Here is a 20082-nt window from a genome sequence, read left to right as displayed (position 1 = left end):
ATCAGTGAGCGTTCGCTACCTTTCAGCGCGTTGTGCAGAGCGTCCCTAACTGTGCAGGCCCAGGATCGCCTCCGCGACGCGTCGGGCACCTGCGATGGGGTTGTCCAAGCTGATCGTTGCGGGAAGTTTCACGCGGAAGGTGAGCGACTGGACGTCCACATGCTGGTGGGCGACCACGTCATCGTGCCGCAGCACCTCGACGGCCGGGTCTGCCATGTCGTAACCCCGGACGAAGGTCACACTAAACGGGGTCGTGAACGGAGCCTCGTTGGCCATCGTGGGATGCTCGTATCCGATACCCGACTCCGAGCCATACATGGCTACGCGCGCGAGGAACTCATCGACCAAGCCGCTGGCCCCGGTCGCGGTGAGTCGCGCGACGATGCTCTCCACCAGGGAGGGAATCGACAAGGCAGGCGCGTTCGGATCTGCCTGGCGCAGTCCGATGCTTACGAGGAGTAGGCGAGCTTCCCCGGGGCCGTCATTAGTGGCAGGGGCAGGCTCGATCTGGTGGATGCCATGGATGGCGTGACTCGAGGTGGTACGAGTTGTAGTTTTTATCTCGACGCCCGTGCCCTCCCAGCTGAGATCCCTTGCAGAGCGGCGCCACCCATCCCAAGCTTGGACGACCGGCCCGACGTGGAGATCGTCTGCGCGGCGGCAGAGAGCGTCGAGAAGGAGCAGTTCCCCGACGAGTCCGAGGATGGCGTTCTCGGAGATCTCCAGACGCTTGATGGCAAGTTCGATCAAGGGCTCGGTGACGGCGAAGGCGCGGTCCAGATTGGCGTCAGCTTTCTCGCGCAGCAGTTCAGCGGCAATGAACGCACCGACCTGGTCGAAGTATCCCAGAGCGGGTAAGAGGATGCGGTTCGCGCTCAGCGGCGGCTTGGTGTCACGGTGCCACGAGTGGTAGTGAATCGCAGACTTCACTGTGCTGGTCCGGGGCTTCAACTGGTCGCCTGCAAGGAACAGTTCCAGGTGTCCGCGATGGTCCCGGGCGATACCGAGCACCTGCGCGTCGGTCAACCAAGTGATGGATCGGTCATTTCCGGTGCCCCCCGCTGGGACGGCGTTGATCTGCTCGAGAACTTCTTCGTAGTTGGTCATGGGGGGCTCCTTGTCACTATGGCCACCCCAGCACGGGTAGCTGCGAACTGCTCGGGACCTCCCGCAGGCAGGCAAACTCCAACTGCGACCGTGGGGTAGAGGTCGCCCGGATGTTGGTTGACGTAGAAGAGGATCTGTCCGTCGGAGCCGCTGGGTCGCCAAGCAGTGTCGCTGCTCATCGGAGCAGCAATTTTGCGGTGGTAGTAGTCGAAGTAAACGTCGCCGCGAAACTGGCCCGGGCCAGCGCTGGGGTCACTCGCTCCCCATGTCGTCTTGAGTTCGCCTCCGACCACACTTTTACGGGTGGCGTAGATGTTGAACGGGAGCCGTGCCAGCGAACTGTTGGACACGGCGGCACCATCTCCGTAACGAATGCCGACCCAGAACCGCGGCTGCTCAACGCTCTTTCGACCGAGGTCTGCGTAGGACCACAGGTCGCCTGGGTGGCCGGTGACAAAGAGCCCCGTGATCGAGCGAGTGAGGCTCGCCACCCAGAGTCGAAGATAGGCGGCGATGGCATAGGGGCAGGCACGCCGGGGCACATTCCCCTTCCCGCACCTCACGGGCGGGCGGTAGAACGGCTGATCCGGGAGTGGGGCGACTGCGTGTGCTCGGGCCTGGACGCGGTTCCAGATTTCGGCTTGGAAACCCTCCCGCCCGGGCTGGTAGTCGGAGAAAGTGAGGCGGTCCAAAAGTTCTGCAGCCTCGGTAAGTTCAAGTGGCACGTTCAAGATTCGGCCTCGCAGCACGTTGGCGACAGTGACATCGCTGGATGGTCGAGCGAAGAGGTCCGCCACGACGTCTGCATTGGGATCCGCCTGCTGGCCGTCATTTATGACTGTAACGAAGGGGCGTGCCCCCGGAGACAGGGGAAGGTTGCCGACGCCCGCGATCTTGCCAGTGGCCTCGAAGTTTAAGCCTTGCAGGACAGTCGGATCAGGGGCGCCGTTCATCATGCGCTCGGTGATTGCGGCGCGGACCGCTTCGTCGACATCGTGGTACGCGCGGAAGAGGGCGAGTTGGTCGCTGGCGGCGAATACGCGGCACAGCTCAATATAGGACCCGCGGTACCCGAACCAGCGCTGCATCTGCATTTGAGTGTCGGCCAGCGGGTTAGCCGACGAACGCTGAAACAACGCGGTGGTCATCCCTTCCAGCGTTAGTCCCCGGGCCATGACGTTCCCTGAGACAAAAATCGTGCTGAGGTCGCGTGCGGCGCTCCACTTTCCGGTTTCCGGGTCCTGGCTCGGTGCGTAGGCAGGGCGGTCGTCAGCGTTAGGGTCGCTGTTGACCACGGCGACCCTAGTCCCCGGGATCATCTCGTTAATGAGCAGGGTTTCGACGGTCTGCCAGTCCGGGAAGCTCTTCGGCGGCAGGACGTCGAACTCGTCCTCGATTGCTCGGGCGGAGGCAACGTACTTGCCGAGCCATTGCGCCCACGGGGCGGGATCCGCCTGCAGGTCGTTCACCAAGCTGTCGGGGAGCCTGGCGTCGCGTGCGTCGAGAAGCTTCCGAGCCGTCCCCCGGTCCTCGATCCCCGCCCAGAGCAGGATTTCCTCGGCGCCCCGGAAGTGATCCAGAATTGCCGCTGAAGGGTGGTAGAGCATTGAGTGCGGCGAAGTCACGCTGGCAAGGGCTTCGTCCTCGGAATCGAACTGGGCTGTAATTACGGAGGCCGGGCCGAGCTTGCCGGAGCGGTGCAGGCGGATGGCGCCCGCCACCAGGAAAGCCCGTACGGCATCGGCGAGGTCCTGTTGAGCGGAGTTGGTCGTGGACACACACAGGCCGCCCACCCCCGCACGGCGATAGAAGACCTCACCGCCGGTGTAGTAGGAGCGAATCCCGGCCGGCTCGGGGTACGTAGATGAGCGAGGGGCGTTGAGGTTACCGGGGGCGGTAGTGTCTACCGGATGGCCGACATCGAGAGGAGTGCGAAGTGCAATCATGAAGTCGCGCGGCGCCAGGGGGTTGTGGTCCTCCTGAAGAAGATTCGCCTGGGGTGTCGCCGTGTAGGCGATGTAGGTCGAGAACAGGTTGTCAGGAGAACCCTGGGGAGGGTCCCAAAGGTTGGCAATCGCACGCGGGATCTGCTTCAGCCTGCCGTAAATGGGGTCCTGCGAGGACTCAACAACGGCATCGAGGATCGAGCCGTCGTCGGCCTCGTCGTCCAGTACAAGCATGTGGGCCGTGCGACCAAGCTCCTTGACCACGCTGAAGACATTTGCGCGGAGGCTTGCTCCCAAGGCGTGCAGATGATCGGTCTGCTTCATCGCCACGATGATTACTGGCTTGCCCTGACTCAGACGTTGTCGAACCTGAGCCGGTGGCAGGCGATAGATGGTCGCCAGCGGGTGCGTCTGCTCCGACAGTGCGACGCCCGGTGGTGGGCACAGCAGGCGGCGCTTAATCTTCTGTGCGTCCTCCTTTCCCGAATCCAATTGTTGCACCAGTCTCTCGTAGGTCTGGCGCCACAATGAGAGACGCGTCCCGGCGAGTACGACGATGATGTCAACGCCACCGTCGATGGCCAAGGCTGAGACACCCAGCATGGAAGCGGTCTTGCCAGACTGAACCGAACCCATGACGAGTCCGGTGCGTGATCGGCGGGAGGACCATTCTTCGGATTTCGCGGTGTCGGCCGCCAGGACTCCGCGCCGCAGAATGTAGCGGGAGTCTGCTTCAACTGAGGCTCGCGCCGTGTCGGTCAGGCCGGTGAGCTGGGCCTTGTAGCGGGCCCACCATGAGTCCGCCTGCTGGGGAGAGGGCGGATTGAAGTAGACATTCTCGACGAGTGGGGCTCTTTCCTGCACGGTTCTCAACTCTTCGGCTTGATGAGCATACGCTGCAACGAATCGTACCCGGATGCCCCGAACTGCTGACGTACAGCTTGAGCAGCTTGAGCAGGGTCGATGCCCAGTAGTTCGAGGAGACTTTTGCTGATCTTGGCGATGTAGTCCCACTGGGTCCTAGTCTGCGTCTTATCGGGGCGCCTCCAGTCCGCAGATTTCTCGCTCGCGGTGCGGATGGCATCACCATTCGCCTCAATGCGGTCTTTGATATCGTCCGGCGAGGCTGCCAAGGCCATGGCAATACCCACGATGGAACCCACAAGCTGGAGTTCCTGCCACTTAGCGCCCTTGCCACCGTCCATGAACTGCTCGGACCACAACTCATCGTGCGATGAGTGGAGTTCCACAGCGTGCAGCAGCAGCGAGAACAGCATGGTCAAGGTCGAGGACTGGGCAAGCGGGTGGGACGGGTTCTTCTGAACCGCGATCAGCAATTGGTCGATGTTACGGCTTGTCGATGCCAGATCCCTTCCAGCTGTGTCATGCACCAAGACCGAGATGACCCATGCCAGAACCTTAGTGCGCTTGTAGCGCGTGTCGCCGAAGCCGTAGTTCTTCAGTGCCTGGCCGAGGCGACCAAGATTCGCGACGCCGGCTAGCGACTTGGCAATTTTGGCGACATCAGTGTTTGGGTCGGCGTCGCCGGCCGCGGCGAGCGTCGCGCGGGTGAGTTCGGCCTCATGGTAGACCGCGTTACGTATCTCTTCTGCGTTCAGGTGCACGCCCTGTTTGTTGTAAAGGCGGAAAACCTCATGAATCTGAGCCTGAGAGGCCTGGGTGTACTCAATAACGGGGATCTTGTACTCCACGACGCCCTCGAACAGTTCCTCAATGTCAAGCTGCTGGCTAGCGACGTTGATCTCGTGGCGCTTGATTTGCGTATAGTACTTTCCGCGTAGGGGTTCAAGGTTGCGGCCGACCAGCCCACCGTCTCCAGTTGTGCGTAGCTTGAACGGAAAGTAGTACTCGTTCTCATGCTCGGCTTTGAGTGCGTGACCCTCCAGCGCCTTCCACGCAAGACGGAAGGCCGGATAGTCGGTATCGAACAGATCAGCCAGGCTCTGGTCGCCGTGGTCGTCGAGCCGTCCATGTTTGTTGAACTTCTTGCCGCTGTGTCGGGCAGCGACCTCCGCAACTTTCTGTTTGGCGACAGGGTGCTTGCCCACGAACCGGAGGATGGCCGTGAGCCTCTGCTTGCCGTCGACGACCTCGTGCGGAATGGAGGGTTTGCTGCGGAGCAGGATGATGGAGGGCAGGGGGACGCCCCGAAGGATGGACTCTATTAGGGACTGCCGGTCACCATTACGCCAGACGTCTCCGCGCTGGTAGGACGGCGTTAGGTTCGGCGGCTTCTTGGTCAGTTGGAAGATCGGCCAGACGTCGGCTTTTGCTGTGACCGGTTCCGGACTCACCGCCGCCTCACCCGCGTCAATTTCCGCCCACGCGTCAGCCCAAGACTGGGTGGCCGAAGCACGACTGGTGCCCTTGGTCTCAAATTCTTCCAGGAAGTCGATCTGCAACCGCCCGGCGGTATCCACGCGCTCGTTGAGACGTTCCAGCGCGCGGAGACTCAGCAGCGGGTACGCTGTCCCAGGGGCGAGCAAGTCGGCGGGATTGAGTTCGAACTCAGCGATGAGCGCCTGAAGAAAGGATTTGCCTCCCGTGAGCGGAAGATCCTTGCTGAGGCTCAGCCAACCCTGAATCTCGGCCAGTTGATTCATCCATGCGTCGGAGGAAAAGTCGACGTCACCGCTGCTGAACATTGAAGATACTGGGGTGACCCCGTCGGGCGTGTCTGAAGCCTCCGAAAGAGTTGCCATCCCGTCGGCAAGGCTCTCCAGCAATTGGATCCGCGGATCCTCCTCGTCAAAATCGTCTTCGTGCTCGATGTGATTGGTCATGCAGTAGCTCTCAACGGTTCGAAGTCAGAGATGACGCTCGAGGTAGGACGGATGAACTCGCACAGTAATCGTTCTGCAATCGCCTTAACGACGCGGGCGTTAACTGCGTTGCCCAGGGCCTTATATGCATCAAGGTCGGACGCCGGCAACTCGATATTGCCGAGACACTGAAGTTCCGCACACTCTGCCGGGGTCATGTAGCGACGTTCACCCGTCAGGTTAGCGCCGAGAATGGGCACTTGAGTCTGCGTGAAGGCAATGAGGCTTGGGGAGGTCGTTGGACGCTTGACCCGTAGCCCAGATGCACGCACCTGTAGCACGAAGTTGTCGATGTCACGGTGTTCACCTTGTGCGTTCCATTCCATTTTCTGGAAGCTAGAGTGGAAGCCTTGTGGGCTCCATTGTGCGATCCAGGGATCGATCCAGTAGCGGTTGGCTTGGTAGAACTCGCGGTTCTGCCTGATAAAAGCCCGCTTCCACTGTGGGAAATTCAAGTCGCCTGGGCGGTTGGCGTGGCTCGGTATCCTCGTAAACTGTTCATCCAGCGCACACTCGAGGGATTGGCCGAAACTGCCCTTAAAGCCCATCTGGCGAAGTCCCCACACAGGTCTGCGAACCCAAACCCCTGCCGGAGTCTCGTCCTCGTAGGGATACGTTGCCCCAAACTCCATCGCCCAGATGGGGAAGGAAGGCAGCTTTAGCGCAGCCGGCGAGCGGCGTAGGAAGTCGCCCCACATGTCGATGGCTCGCAGCGTCTGGTCCGGGATGGCGCGCCTGGAATGCGCTTCGCGGCGCAGTACCCAGTGGATTTCCGTTGGATCCTTGTGCTTCGCCGGCCACTCGAAATGATCGAGACCCTCGAGTGAACCTACGAAGTAGGCGCGGTCTCGCACCTGTGGAATGCCGAACTCGTGGGGCGAGAAGTGCTCAACGTCGACGGAGTAGCCAAGCTCTTCCAGCAAGCGAATGATGGTAGCCCTGGTGCGGCCGCCGTCGTGCTTGAGGATGTTGGGCACATTCTCCAAGATGAAATGTAGCGGCCGCTTGACGCGCAGGATGTCGTGCACCTTGAAGAAGAGATTGCCCTGACTTGTGTCCTTGAAGCCCAGTTGATCTCCTGCTTTCGAGAAGGGTTGACACGGGAAACCCGCTGTAAGCACGTGGTGATCGGGCACGTTCCGGGCGATGATTTCGTCGCTGCTCAACTCGTTAAGGTCACCCCAAGCCTCCACACCGAAGTTGACCTTATAAAGCGCCCTCAGCGTGGGCTCCCACTCAGCAGCGAACACTCCACGTCCCTCCAACTCATCGAGGGCGACGTGAAATCCACCCAGCCCAGAGAAGAGGTCGATGAAGCGGAAGGCCTCATTACTATTTTCCATCATTTCGGTCCCGTCCGTCTTTGCTTGATCGGGCGAGACTTCTTAGGATTTGTGCATCCCCTCGCATTGCACCACTTCATGCTGTATTTCTCATGGTTTTTTCAGTACGGTTTCATTTTACTAATCTTGCTGTACGCGGAAACGAGGCAAGGTTAGTTGGCCGTCTTAGTGAACAGCGGCTCTTCGCCGATTTCAGTCCTTCGGAAATGTCAGTGTACGGTGCAAGTTGTTCTAGGGGAAGCCCGATAACCTGAAAAAAGAAGAAACTGTCATTGCCAGGTTGAAGTATAGCTTAACCAGACAGTACGTAGGAAGTTACGATTTACCCAATGTTGTTCAGCAATACGACACTATCGAACCGGCAGGCCGCTTTCGATCCTAAGCGGCCGTTCAATCTTGGTTGTGCAGGTTGCGAAGATCTACGCACCCCAATTCGATCCAGTGTTCCGCAAGCTAACAGCCGTTTACTATCATCAGTGCCCAGGATCCGTCGATTGCTTCAGCTTTCGCAGAGCAGACCTAACGTTGAAACCAGTCCCTGCTGCCAACACAGAGGCTGTTCGTCCTGACTAGGGGCAGAATCGGACCACCGACACGAGAATTTCTAATCACAAGCTCGTTAGTTTTCTAAATTTTTATATTGTTAAATTAGCAATTGCTATCGATACGCCACCATTATCGATAGTCAGCCAGCCTAAATATTTGAGGGAGGGATGACCTGATGCTGCAAGGAAGCTACCGCCGGAAGCGGAATCTGACTAGATCAAACTGTAAATTTGGTGGGTGCTGAGCGGCGCTTGTTCTTGGCGATTGCGAACTCGGGAATCTCTCCCACGTGTTCAAGCATTGTTATGTCCAGTGCCTTGGCAATCGGGCGCAGCGCGTCAGGCAGCGCCATCTCCAACGCCAGCACGACGTGTACTTGGGGCGGCTGAATCGGGTGGTCGATGCGGGCTTGCGCTTCGAGCACGGCGCGGTACTTTACGATTTGGTATAAGCCACGTTCGTAGTCCCTCTGGTTCCCTTCGGACGTCGAGGCCTTTACTTCTACACCGACCCAGGACTGGGGCGACTTGAACAGAACGTCAATTGCGTCGGCAGAACGCAGAGCGAATTCACAGAATCGCTTGGCGTCGGCTGGCGCCTTCACCAATTCGGGATGGGAGGCAATGTATTCCTTGAGCGCTCGGTGTTGGGGCGATTCCCCACCAGCCAGGCCGCCACTTGTGACGCTGTCCGGCGCTTTGTGCTGTGTTGACTCATCGGGTAGTTCGAGTACGTGCAGCACATCAAGCCAGTGCCGGCCAAAGTCCATGATGCGCATGTATTCGAGTTCGACCCGATCGGTCTTTTCCTTGCGCGACAAGCCAGGGAAATCCGGCCATAAGCAGGCGACTCCGTCGCCCGGCAACCCTTTGCCAGGTCCCGATTTGTCGACAACGATGGTGGTCAGGTACGGTAACTCTTCTTCTAGCAGCGCAGCAGCTCGATCAATGTGTACCAAGGATCTAGCCAAGACATCGCCCATACCCAACGCCATCGGAAGCCCATTCAATTTGCCGTTATGTTTGCGCCGGTCAAGGCGTTCAGCCAGTTCTTCATACGTAAGGGGCTGCATTATGCCATCGCGCTGTTCGAGCACATGCGAAATCAGGATGGGGATGCAGGCCATGGCCAATTCATCATTGTTGCGGTTACCGCTGTGTTCTGGCGTGACTTGTTGTATGTCCCCGATAAAGCCCTCAGGCGTGTGCCAGCGTTTCCGGACATCCGTCTGTCGGTGTTGCGCATTGAATTCGCGCAAGAAGCTAATGGCCTCGTCCATCGTAGCAAACCCGATCCGGAACCAGGATACTGGGCAACCGCGCTGATGCACGTTGTACGGCCGTCCACCCAGGCGTTGTCGCTGGTACTGGAGCCATCGCAACAGGGCAGGACGCTCTATAGGCAATTCAGGCAGGCGGTCCTGGTTTAAGGCAAATTCTACGTTATTGCCATCTGCGTTATCTGATACATAACCGGATGCTAGCTGACCATCTGGCCGACGTATGCGCCAACCATGCTCCAATTTTTCGCTGGTGCGGCTCGACCCAGGGAGAAAATCCACCATAGCATTTGGTAGCCGGTTATCGAGCAGCGAGTTAGAGGGCTTGACCATAAGGAAGTAAGAACAGTTCCAAATAAGATTGTGTCCAAGCGATGCGCAGGCGAGTAAACGGGCCACTACCTTATTGCGAATAATGACTTCGTCGATCCTGTTGATCAGCTCCGTTTACGCGTTACGTTACCGTCGCACCTGCCACCATTGGATTCCCACGACAACCCTATTCGCTTGCCGATGTGGTTTCACCACGATGGGGTAAAGACTACGGTTTTCACCCTCGCTGTAGCAAACGTCGTTCAGCAGATGGGGGACGTTGTGTGGGTCCCACCGGTATCCGCGCTGGTAGCCTGGCACGGAGACGTTACCGCAGATTTAGCCTATAGTTTTGTGCGTGGGCACATACCTGCGCTCTTCAACTGGAATGGGCATGACTCTCTCGTCGTGATTGCTAAAGGCCCTACCAGTATATGCCAGAATTTGCATAAAGAATATCGAGGAGTGTCGGTTGAAAATGAGAACGCTATCTTAAGCAAGCACCTTGCTTGTCCTACTATCCCACACGATATGTCTATTTGAGCCGCACATATAAGTGATGCGCAGTGGACTTCTCGCTGGGAACCTCCTTTACTTCGATGTAGTTCTGCTTTCTGACCAGTTCGCCAAGCTTCTGACTACCATAGTTACGTGGGTCAAATGAGGGGTTGATTTTTAGCATGAGGTTTCCAACGGGGCCGAGGGGCGCGAATCCATCGTCCCGCGCGACCGCTAAAATCGCTTTCCGGAACAACTCCTCCAGTCCTGCTAGTGATTCGATTACCGGGCTTGGCGTCGCCGTTCCGCCATGCTTAGGTTCTCCTATTGAAGGCGGCGTCACTCTCAGAATTTCCGTATACACAAACTTATCACACGCCACTACAAAGGGTTCAGGCGTTTTCTTTTCTCCGAAACCATAGGCAAGCAAACCTGCTTCGCGTATACGCGTTGCTAGCCGTGTAAAGTCGCTATCGGATGAAACCAGACAAAATCCATCTACGGTGCCGGAGTGAAGTAGATCCATTGCGTCGATGATTAACGACGAATCCGTGGAGTTCTTGCCGGTAGTGTAGCTGAATTGTTGGATAGGTTGGATCGCCATCTTGTGCAGCGTCTCCTTCCACCCCTTAAGATTCGAAGTAGTCCAATCTCCATATGCCCGCTTAACGGTAGCAACACCGTATGAAGAAACCTCTGCAAGAAGCTCTTTGATAATGCTGGCCTGGGCATTATCAGCATCAATCAATACAGCCAGCTTGGAATTCAGAGTTTGTGCCATTTTTAGGGTGAAGTTCCGTCCGCTTGATAATATCTAGATATTAACATCATGGCTAGCTTTTATGGTCTGCTGCAGGACAGCTACTTATCCTTCTACGCGTACGCTACGCTATGTGCAATGCTCAGTATTTCCCCGTTGTCGGCAAAGACTTGGTCACGTTACCTTTACCATTTCGCATCTGGCCGGACGATCTTTGACGGCTTCTCCTGCGCATCCGATATGTCGATTCGTCCCTTGCGCGGCGTCAGCAAAATCACCCCGCTGTCTAGCAGGCGGCATCCGACTTCATCCCCAACTTTTAGGCCCGCAGCCTCAATGATTACCTTTGGCAAGCGCAAGCCACCATCAGAGTTCCCCCAGCGCGTCAAACGTGTCATAGCTGCCTCCCAATCAAAAGTATATACAAAGCGTACAGTGTGAAAATTGGTGTGTACCTGGCTGCGCCTGAGGCGTTTTGAGCATGTAGCCCGGCTGCTTGCTTTGGCATTGCCGGTTAGCGAACGAGGCTTGTTCATTGATATTGTAGAGATCGTAATCGAAGACTCTCTGCGGGTGCTGGTCAGGCTAAATGAGGTGTTGCACTAGATGTGCTAATTGCCAGGTTCGTGGCGCGACGGGTGCCGAGATCGCCAAATAGTGCCTAGCCGATTAATACCTCGTATTTACCGCTACGCCGCTACAGGTTTTGCAGTGACATCTCTCGCCTTTTGTTTCTCTGCGGTTGTAACTGCCGCCTCATAGGCTACCCGCAATGTTTCCCTGAGCGCAGGCCAATTGTCTTTGCAGAAACACCACGGCGCGTGCTCCATGCTCGGATGATAGTCGCCTGGATATCGAAGCTGTCCCGTTAGCTCGAAGCAGCGCAGCTTAACGTGTTCCGGCCACGGAATGCCGATATCAATCTGAGCAACGTCGAGAAGCCGCAAGCGCAGTTCCGAAAATCGTTTCGCAGGGTTTTTACTTTCCACTACGCTTTTGCACTGACGTGGTTGGCGACCTTCAATATATCCTCGTAACACATGGGCCTCAGTGAGTGTCAGCTTCGAGTACACCTCCTCACGTGGCGCTTTATGTCGGAGCGACTTGCCATCAAGGCGCATCGATTTGACTACTGTTTCTCCGAAGATCTGTTCATAGATACCGTCTATGTAAGCATGCCGCCAGTTTTCCAGCTTGAGTAGATTCCGCTCACGCAAAAATGGCAAGCCTAGCTTCGCTTCAATGCGAACTATGTAGGCGGTACGTTCCACCATGGCAGACGCAGGTGCATCGTCTGCCCATTTGCAGTGTTTGAGTTCAGTTTTAATGTAGGCGCCCAGCGTGAAGCCTCTTTCAGGAATCTTGACAGTGATATTGCTAGACTCCCAGGAAGTACTACCGGAGTTCAGCACCTTGCTTGTCACGTTGATGGCATTCATCAGGGCTTGTGCCGCATCCTTGCTCGGGCATGGTACGAGGAACGTTAAAGTGACACCATTCAGGGTTATGTCATCCGTAGTGAGTAAATCCAGTTGGTTTCGGGGGAGACCGCATTCAGCGAGCCAAATCCGTAGCAGTTCTAAGGAGGCGACACCGGCAGCGAACACGCTGGTCCCATGTTCGACGTTATGGCCGGTAATAGCATTTGGAATGTTCAGGTCAGCATCGATGCTCGTGGGTACCAGGTAACCCTCTAGTTCATCTGATCCTCGCTCGCAGCGAACGACCCACTTGGTGTGGGACTTTGCCACGGGACTCTGCTGGACTGTTGGTGCACTATAGCGTCGCTTGGATTCGCCCCACGGTGTACTGCGAGTGCAGATTTCTGCATTTATGTTCATGCGATCGTCAGGTAATATCTGACGCAGTGAAAGATTGATTTTGATGGAATCGGTCATGGTCTAATTCAGTTAACATGGTTAAGGTAAACCTCTTTACAGCGGTTACGGGGGGCAGGAAAGCACAGCGGACGGAGCCATTATTGATGTCTAGTTTCGTGAGCGATATAACTGGACGCCAGATCGGTTCGGGAGGTTTGCGTGTTGATCTGTCGGACCATCTGGCAGCGGCTATGTTGTGGATTGGTCTGTCAATGACGTTATTGATCATTCAGTTTATGCCTGGCTGGCTCGTGCAGATAACGATCTGAGATAGCGGCTGGCTCGTGGTTATCGGTTAAACGTAAGCGGTGTACCGTCTGACCATTGATATGGAAGTCAGTTTAAGGTCGTAAGTGTTTTTTCCTGGCAACATGGCTTCAATATAAATTACTCATTGCTATCTGAATATGTTGTGTTTATATAGTAAGCAATTTCATGTTCAATGCCGTCCGGTGGCTAGCCCTGGTAGACCCAATATTGAAGCATCTACTGCAGGAGAAAACGCTTATATTCGACTCTGTATTGCAAGTTGCAAAATGTCCGTGAGCATTGCTGGCATGACTTACTTTCGAGAATAAAGTAATTCAAATCCAACGCCAGTGCCTAGAGTGGAGAATTCATCTGCTGCAGGGTTGAATGTGCAGAGGGACTCAAGACATCCTGATCGCCGTCGTCGTTATCGAGGGGCAGGACTACTTCCTTAGGGCTATTTAGGCCGTCTATCCGCAGGTCAATTTAGGCGCGCATCCTACCTCTCGTACTACAGTTTGGTAGCCTGGGTAGCGAATGGCCGCAACTGGAAAGACCCATTGAATAAGCGTGCCACAGGTATAGGCTACTGAAATTCTTAGTGTCACGATGGTGCAAGAGGCTATTTTCCGCCCCCATGTTGTATCAAATTAAACGCCACCCATTGTCTGCGAATGCCCACTCGTCGATGGCATCGGGATCTACCGGAACGTTACTGATTCCGCGCGCGTAGCTGCTGGGCAGCGCAATGTCACGAATGGCTGAAACTTTTAGCTGTTCTTGGATGCATTCTAGACTCGCGCGAAGTGCATAAAGCTTAGTTGCGGATTTTTGCCGCTTTGCCAAGCCGAGCGCAAGGGCATATGACGATCTGGAGGTGCGCAAGCGTGGCATGCCTTCTATCGTGGCGAAATTATTATTTTCCAGATCGCTGGTGCTCAAAAGACGATCTAGCCATATGCCCAGATGGGGGAACTCCGCCCACAATTGCCCAAGATATTCGAATGCACGCTCGTATGCGACATCTTCTCCGTCAACGTTGTACTTTTTGCCATTGAAGCCGGGACTATGGGCGCGCCGATTCACGTTTTTCGGCCGAGCATGCAACCGATCCGCTTTGCGGAGCAGCGCTTTATAGCACTCAAGCCCAGATGGAGGCTTGATCTTGGGGGCGCAAGGATATAATTGGAGTAATTCTGCTTTAAGAGACTTCCATTCTGCAGGCAGAAGTACCTGGCGTAGCTTGGAACGTTCAACGTCGAAGTGTGTTTCAAGGTCCGAAATGACCTCCTTTATGCGAACGATACGTTCTGTGTTAGGTAATGTAATTGGTTTTTTGTTGACCATAGAGTTCTTTCATTGAGTGCATCGACCCGTGAATACGCCTGGGGCGGATGGCAGGGTGGTAATACGAGAGTTCTCCGATTGCTCCAAACAAAGATTTCGAGGTAGCGATGCGGCTCTCGCTTGCAGGCGCTACAACGCTACAAATCGGCTAGCATTTGGCCGGTGAGCCAGTATTGCCTGAGCGCTGCGCTGTCAGGAATTCTGACAGCGCATGTAGCGGTGTAGCGCATCAAGCTACGTCGTCGCGCACATAACGTGCGAATGCATCATCAAACTGCGCCAATTCGTAACCTTTGACGACTTCAGTACCAAACCTTAAATTCTTGCTTTCAATATCAAAATCGGCGAGTAATTTAGCGACCTCGCGAGGCGTGATGGCTTTACCTCGCGTAAAGGTCCCCCATGGTTTTTCCGCGTCCGCGCTCAATTTAGCAATCAGCTCTCCGGTGCGCATCTTGCTGCATGTACTTGTACGAAATGCCACCTGTATATCGCGCAGTATCTCTTCGCCACCGCATTTCGTTTCGTCATGTGTAATGGACAGCGTGCGTGCTGCATTTTTTGCACGTTCAGGCCATTTACCGCCAAGGCAATGAGCGATCCTCAGAAGTGGCTCCCAGTTATCTTCATGACGGTCATTATTAAGACCCGCCTTGCCGACCGCCGATCCAGTGATGGGGGAACGGAGGTCTGTCATGCAGCGAATGATTTGTGCACGTAACGCGACAAATTCATCGTTAGCAGCAGGAATATATTGCTCAACAGTTTCCGTGGGGAGCTTGCGTTGTAAGAGAATAGAAATTCCGCGATCCATTATCGTGTCCGGAAAAATACCGATCCCTGCGAAGGCTTTCGCACAGAAGGTATTAAAATTTTTGATCTTATTGCCTTCCATACGTGTGACAAAGGACGCAGTACGCGAGTGTCCTGAATTGATTATTCCCGTCAGGCCGCCATTGCCGTTCAAGTATGTATCTGCTTCGTCGAGAAGCAGAGTTGGATACCATTCATCCACGAAGCGATATACGACAGCAGGGGTGATATTAGAAGCCACGAATGGCTTTGCAACGAGAGCAACCAACAGTCGAATCACAGATGTCTTGCCACAACCCTTGATGGGTGAGCGAATTAATAGGATGGGGGAGTATTGAAAAAGATCTATGACATAAGTGAACATGACCCACAGCGCCATGGCGATGACCGCCTCGCTGGACATGACGACGTGCTTGGATATTGTCTTCACAAGATGTTCCATGAGGACCTCGCCATTGACCATGTTGGGCCAAGGGGACGGACGCGGTGGAATAACTGAGATATCCTGCGAAGTTGCCTTTTTTTCTATCATTGAGGCATCAACGGCGTTGTTGATGCTATCTTTAATGGAATGAGGCCCTTGCACCCGGTATTGTTCGTCAAACGTGAGGACATCGTTAGGAAGCGCAACGCGTGCATTAATGGAAATGGCGGCCGCTAATACCTGAGGCAAACTAGACGAGTCTTCTCCTCCATGGTAATTGGCGGCACCTATCACGAAATGGCGATCTGAATACTTCCTTTTCAAGATAATCGCGACCGACATCAGGTTATCGGCGTAGAGAGCAACTGCCACGCCGTAGCTCGTTGCCTTATGCAATGCGAGGCCTGCAGGATAGTTGTCTACTATGATAATAGTATTCGAGCAGTTGTTGCCGATCAAGCCGAAACAGCTAGACAGGTTGGCACCAGGGAAAAAGACATCCTCATAGTAGCCGAACGAGTTTTTGACCATGACAAGCAGGTTGACAGTTACAAAATCGGCGTTGAGAACGAGGAGTGCAGTAGCACCGTCACAATTGATACCGCCAATATGCCGGATGCTATTATAAATTTTTGTGGGAATACCGACGAGGCCATGGTCCTTCAGGTAGTTGGGTTTCGGTCCATTATTGGTTACGCTGGCCAGGCAACTCGCAATATCATCCACTTCCTGCCATTCGCCTTTGATATCTGTATTTTTCTCAAACGGAGAGTGAGTTTTAGGAAACATAGGTGCCTTCACTGAGGAGCGCCGAGATCGCGAGCACTGGTGACGAGTACGCCAAAAAATGACAGATTTTTGTCGGAGTCATGCTTCACTCCTCGAAGCTTTTAGAGGTGACTTGATTGCGGGACTTTACCAATAAGGTGATGAACGCTTTCATGTCGACAGGAGTCTTGCTGCAGGCGGAAAATGAGCGCGCAGCGATCCATGCGTCGATTTCGTTAGCGCTAAACCCCACTGCTCTGCGGCCAATTGGAAAACTGGGCGGGAAGACCCCTTGAGCTTCGTCGAGAAAACTAGTGCTGATCCCACGTCCGCTTTTGCTCTTAAGATCTTTGCGCCGGACGATATAATCAGTCATCAGTTTCCGAGTGCGTTCGATGATACTTTTTAATTCTGGACAGACATCGGGTTCCGATTTCACTACGGTCGAGTGAGTACGGACATCGACTTTACCTTTGATTCTATTAGCGCTCATTGTTGCTTCCTTTCGTTTAAGCAGTGAGGAAAGGATAGCGGGCTAGATCAAAAAGATCGACTACCCCTGATACGTCAGGGGGTGTTGATTTTTGTGGAAGATGTGGAAGCAGAAAGTGAGATACTATGATGGCACTATCCGGCGGCTGGTAAACGAATTCCAGCGCGTGCACGTAGCTCAGACGAGTTTGCGTGGTCTTGCTCGGTAGCGCGAAAGCGCATCCCATTGAAAGCTCTCTAAGTGAGCAGGAACCTGAGAGGGGGGGATGGGTTCAAAATTTTCGAGATTCTCCGGCACTGAAGGAGAAATTTGTTTGAGGTAAGGACGTATGCGTCCCGCACTTTTCGGAATGTTTGCGCGTAGCCTGAATTCATAGAACGTGCGTGTTAGTCGTAGGAACTGGTCGTAATCTGCGTCGCGGATGAAGTCAAAAAGTGTGTTCTCGTTGTACTGTAGAGGTGACTTCATCATGCACACTACAGCAGCCCAGCAGTGTGCGTCGTGGATGTGATTTTTCCACTGTTCTTGTATAAGCTCCCACTTACCTCTGGGAGTTTGCTTTTCAGGAATAGGTTTCCTTGTTGGAGCGTTTTTTACTAACCAAGCCGCTTTGCTGAGAGACGGTGCTTCCGATAACCTACGGTCATGCATTTGTTGGTAGATGTACAGTGATGAACCAACGTCAAAGGCTGCAGATGCCCTCTTAAACGCCTGCCGTAAGGTATCCATGAAATAGCTGCCGACAACAGACTCTACTTGCCCATGATCGTAACGATGTTCGTTCCATTGAGAGGACCGATAAAATGCAGCATAGTGTCTGATTGCTGTTCGAAACTTACGCTCACCCTGTTGAAAATCTTGATAAGCTTGCGTATCACAATGGTCTTCGCCATACGTTAATGGCTTCTGCAACTTGACTTCTGCGTTCTCGATGAGATGCGTTTCAATGCGCTCACTAGGCAGAGCCCTAGACGGAGTGATTGTGAAATGGTTAGCCTCAACAAAGAGCATAGATGTGAGCAAGTCACAAAGTGCATACTTATCTCTTTCAGATTTTCGATACTCTGGAAGGGCATTCAGGAGTTCTTGCTTCGCCTGACTTTCCTTTCTAAGTTCAGCTTCTTCGGCTTCTGTAGTGAACCAACGATTTTTCTCGGTTGCCAATATCCATCATCCTCAGGTCGGCTATAAACATTAGGAATCTACACCAGGGAGCTACGGCTTACTTACTTCGCTGAGCAATGAGGTCTAATAAGACGTAACTTTTTTTGTGTAGCTGAGTGTGTAGCTAGGCAGTATTTCTGTTCTGTTGTATATGTAACTCATTGATACTAATGGAGAATATTTCTACATCAAAATCACGTCGTACTGCTCCTGGTGGTAGGCATTCTCCACCTGCAGCGAAATCTTCTTGCCGATGAAATCGCCGAGCATGGCAAGGTGCTGCGATTCTTCTTCGAGGAATAAATCCACGACTTCCTGCGAGGCGAGGATGCGGAATTCGCGCGGGTTGAACTGCTTTGCTTCGCGCAGCAATTCGCGCAGGATTTCATAGCAGATGGTGCGCGAGGTTTTCACTTGCCCCTTGCCGGCGCAGGCGGGGCACGGTTCGCACAGGATATGGGCCAGCGATTCGCGCGTGCGCTTGCGCGTCATTTCCACCAGGCCCAGCGGCGAGAAATTGCTCACCGAGACCTTGGTGCGGTCGCGCGACAGGGTGCGTTTCAGTTCGGCCAGCACGGCGTTGCGGTGCTCGGCGTTGTCCATGTCGATGAAGTCGAGGATGATGATGCCGCCCAGGTTGCGCAGGCGCAGCTGGCGCGCGATGGCGTGCGCCGCTTCCAGGTTGGTCTTGAAAATCGTGTCGGCAAAATTGCGTCCGCCGACGAAGCCGCCCGTGTTGACGTCGATGGTGGTCATCGCTTCCGTCTGGTCAACGATCAGGTAGCCGCCCGATTTCAGGTCGACCCGGCGGCCCAGGGCGCGCAGGATCTCCTCTTCCACGCCGTACAGGTCGAACAGGGGCCGCTCGCCCGTGTAGTGCTGCAGGCGCGTCAGTTCGCTGGGCGTGTAGATTTCCGCGAATTCCCGCAGTTTCACATAATTTTCGCGCGAGTCGACCTGGATGGTGGCCGTTTCATCGCCGACGAAATCGCGTAGCACGCGTTGCGCCAAGCTCAAGTCCTGGTGCAGCAGGCTGGTGGCGGGGCGCGTGCGCGCGCCGTGCGTGATCGTGCTCCAGGTTTTTCTCAGGTAGTCGACGTCCGCCTTCAAGTCCGCGTCGGACGCGTCTTCAGCCATGGTGCGCACGATGTAGCCGCCCTTTTCATCGGCAGGCAGCAGGCTTTGCAGGCGCACGCGCAGCTGCTCGCGTTCCGCTTCCTTTTCGATCTTCTGCGAAATGCCGATATGCTTATCCTGCGGCAGGTACACCAGCATGCGCCCGGCGATGGAAATCTGCGTCGACAGGCGCGCGCCCTTGGTGCCGATCGGGTCCTTGATTACCTGTACCGTCAGCACCTGGCCGTCAAACAGGATTTTTTCGATGGGCGCCGGCGTGGCGTTCTGGCCGTCGTGGCCGCGCGCTTCCCAGATGTCGGCCACGTGCAGGAAGGCGGCCCGTTCCAGGCCGATGTCGATGAAGGCCGACTGCATGCCCGGCAGTACGCGCACCACTTTGCCGGAATACACATTGCCGGCCAGACCGCGCGTGAGCGTGCGCTCGATGTGCAATTCCTGCACGGCGCCCTGCAGGATGAGGGCGACGCGCGTTTCTTGCGGCGTGATATTGATCAGGATGTCTTCGTTCATGGAGGCGCGGGAGTGGAGGCAACGAATGACATCATACCCGATCAGGGCAGGGGCAAACCTGCCAGTCGTAGCAACTGTGCAGTTTCGTACAGGGGCAGGCCCATGATGCCGGAATGGCTGCCTTCGATGTGCTCGACGAACAGCGCGGCGCTGCCCTGGATGCCGTAGCCGCCGGCCTTGTCGTACGGTTCCGGCGTGGCGCAATACGCGGCGATCGAGGCGGGCGACAGCACGCCGAAGCGCACTTGCGAGATCTGCGTGCGCTGCTCGGCGAAATCCTTGTAGTGCACGGCGATCGAGGTGAGCACCTCGTGCGTGCGGCCCGACAGCTGCTGCAGCATGGCCACGGCCTCGGCCCGGTCGGTCGGCTTGCCGAGGATGCCCCCATCGATGGTGACGGTGGTGTCGGCCGCCAGCACGGGGCGCGGGGTCAGGTGGCGGCGGCGCACCAGGTCCCAGGCGAAGGCGGCTTTTTCATTCGCCACGCGGGCCACATAGTCGAGCGCCGACTCGCCGGGGAGAACTTCCTCGGTGACGTCGGCGCCGCGCGGGCCGTCGCTGCGCAGCAGCAGCAATTCAAAATCGACGCCGATCTGGCGCAGCAATTCGCGCCGGCGCGGGCTTTTGGAGGCGAGATAGATCTTGTTATCGGCCGGTTTCATG

Annotated in this window: 14 protein-coding genes; all 14 read right to left on the bottom strand. The window is 55.4% G+C overall.

Going from position 1 to position 20082, the window contains the following annotated elements:
• Positions 1-45 precede the first annotated feature (45 nt).
• Positions 46-1107 (bottom strand): PD-(D/E)XK motif protein, encoded by a 1062-nt coding sequence (locus tag OX460_RS12330; protein WP_289898792.1) that lies wholly within the window; start codon positions 1105-1107, stop codon positions 46-48.
• A complete protein-coding gene (locus OX460_RS12325) occupies positions 1104-3917 on the bottom strand; it encodes a Z1 domain-containing protein (protein WP_289898897.1) in 2814 nt (937 codons plus the stop codon). The genes OX460_RS12330 and OX460_RS12325 overlap by 4 nt, the downstream gene beginning before the upstream one ends.
• A gap of 5 nt (positions 3918-3922) precedes the next feature.
• Complete coding sequence (locus tag OX460_RS12320; protein WP_289898791.1) at positions 3923-5857, bottom strand: DUF262 domain-containing protein; 1935 nt, start codon at positions 5855-5857, stop codon at positions 3923-3925.
• On the bottom strand, positions 5854-7242 hold the full coding sequence (dcm, locus tag OX460_RS12315) for a DNA (cytosine-5-)-methyltransferase (protein ID WP_289898790.1): 1389 nt from the start codon (positions 7240-7242) through the stop codon (positions 5854-5856). The genes OX460_RS12320 and dcm overlap by 4 nt, the downstream gene beginning before the upstream one ends.
• Before the next feature lie 760 nt (positions 7243-8002).
• Complete coding sequence (locus OX460_RS12310) at positions 8003-9463, bottom strand: hypothetical protein (protein WP_289898789.1); 1461 nt, start codon at positions 9461-9463, stop codon at positions 8003-8005.
• 448 nt (positions 9464-9911) lie between these two features.
• Positions 9912-10655 (bottom strand): NYN domain-containing protein, encoded by a 744-nt coding sequence (locus OX460_RS12305; RefSeq protein ID WP_289898788.1) that lies wholly within the window; start codon positions 10653-10655, stop codon positions 9912-9914.
• A gap of 164 nt (positions 10656-10819) precedes the next feature.
• Positions 10820-11032 carry an AbrB/MazE/SpoVT family DNA-binding domain-containing protein gene (locus OX460_RS12300; protein WP_289898787.1) on the bottom strand — a complete coding sequence of 71 codons (213 nt, stop codon included), beginning with the start codon at positions 11030-11032 and terminating at the stop codon, positions 10820-10822.
• Positions 11033-11323: 291 nt separating this feature from the next.
• Positions 11324-12532, bottom strand: coding sequence for a hypothetical protein (locus OX460_RS12295; protein WP_289898786.1), 1209 nt, complete (start codon positions 12530-12532; stop codon positions 11324-11326).
• A gap of 876 nt (positions 12533-13408) precedes the next feature.
• A complete protein-coding gene (locus OX460_RS12290; RefSeq protein ID WP_289898785.1) occupies positions 13409-14110 on the bottom strand; it encodes a hypothetical protein in 702 nt (233 codons plus the stop codon).
• Positions 14111-14339: 229 nt separating this feature from the next.
• On the bottom strand, positions 14340-16136 hold the full coding sequence (locus OX460_RS12285; RefSeq protein ID WP_289898784.1) for a DUF3631 domain-containing protein: 1797 nt from the start codon (positions 16134-16136) through the stop codon (positions 14340-14342).
• Positions 16137-16221: 85 nt separating this feature from the next.
• Positions 16222-16608 carry an AlpA family phage regulatory protein gene (locus OX460_RS12280; RefSeq protein ID WP_289898783.1) on the bottom strand — a complete coding sequence of 129 codons (387 nt, stop codon included), beginning with the start codon at positions 16606-16608 and terminating at the stop codon, positions 16222-16224.
• 177 nt (positions 16609-16785) lie between these two features.
• A complete protein-coding gene (locus OX460_RS12275) occupies positions 16786-17772 on the bottom strand; it encodes a hypothetical protein (protein ID WP_289898782.1) in 987 nt (328 codons plus the stop codon).
• Between the two features lie 183 nt (positions 17773-17955).
• Positions 17956-19419 (bottom strand): ribonuclease G, encoded by a 1464-nt coding sequence (rng, locus tag OX460_RS12270; RefSeq protein WP_070254273.1) that lies wholly within the window; start codon positions 19417-19419, stop codon positions 17956-17958.
• A gap of 41 nt (positions 19420-19460) precedes the next feature.
• Entirely contained in the window at positions 19461-20081 is a 621-nt protein-coding gene (locus OX460_RS12265; RefSeq protein ID WP_289898781.1) for a Maf family protein, read from the bottom strand.
• Position 20082 lies beyond the last annotated feature (1 nt).

Origin of the sequence: Janthinobacterium sp. SUN033 (assembly GCF_030397595.1) — a bacterium.
GTDB lineage: Bacteria > Pseudomonadota > Gammaproteobacteria > Burkholderiales > Burkholderiaceae_D > Janthinobacterium > Janthinobacterium kumbetense.
The sequence above is the reverse complement of the archived record's forward strand: the minus strand, read 5'-3'. Positions and strand labels throughout refer to the sequence as shown.

What these genes read in the sequence shown, in the direction of transcription:
- OX460_RS12330 (WP_289898792.1), bottom strand. Translation starts at nt 1,107, where the DNA reads ATGACCAACTACGAAGAAGTTCTCGAGCAGATCAACGCCGTCCCAGCG.
- OX460_RS12320 (WP_289898791.1), bottom strand. Translation starts at nt 5,857, where the DNA reads ATGACCAATCACATCGAGCACGAAGACGATTTTGACGAGGAGGATCCG.
- dcm (WP_289898790.1), bottom strand. Translation starts at nt 7,242, where the DNA reads ATGATGGAAAATAGTAATGAGGCCTTCCGCTTCATCGACCTCTTCTCT.
- OX460_RS12305 (WP_289898788.1), bottom strand. Translation starts at nt 10,655, where the DNA reads ATGGCACAAACTCTGAATTCCAAGCTGGCTGTATTGATTGATGCTGAT.
- OX460_RS12300 (WP_289898787.1), bottom strand. Translation starts at nt 11,032, where the DNA reads ATGACACGTTTGACGCGCTGGGGGAACTCTGATGGTGGCTTGCGCTTG.
- OX460_RS12295 (WP_289898786.1), bottom strand. Translation starts at nt 12,532, where the DNA reads ATGACCGATTCCATCAAAATCAATCTTTCACTGCGTCAGATATTACCT.
- OX460_RS12290 (WP_289898785.1), bottom strand. Translation starts at nt 14,110, where the DNA reads ATGGTCAACAAAAAACCAATTACATTACCTAACACAGAACGTATCGTT.
- OX460_RS12285 (WP_289898784.1), bottom strand. Translation starts at nt 16,136, where the DNA reads ATGTTTCCTAAAACTCACTCTCCGTTTGAGAAAAATACAGATATCAAA.
- OX460_RS12280 (WP_289898783.1), bottom strand. Translation starts at nt 16,608, where the DNA reads ATGAGCGCTAATAGAATCAAAGGTAAAGTCGATGTCCGTACTCACTCG.
- rng (WP_070254273.1), bottom strand. Translation starts at nt 19,419, where the DNA reads ATGAACGAAGACATCCTGATCAATATCACGCCGCAAGAAACGCGCGTC.
- OX460_RS12265 (WP_289898781.1), bottom strand. Translation starts at nt 20,081, where the DNA reads ATGAAACCGGCCGATAACAAGATCTATCTCGCCTCCAAAAGCCCGCGC.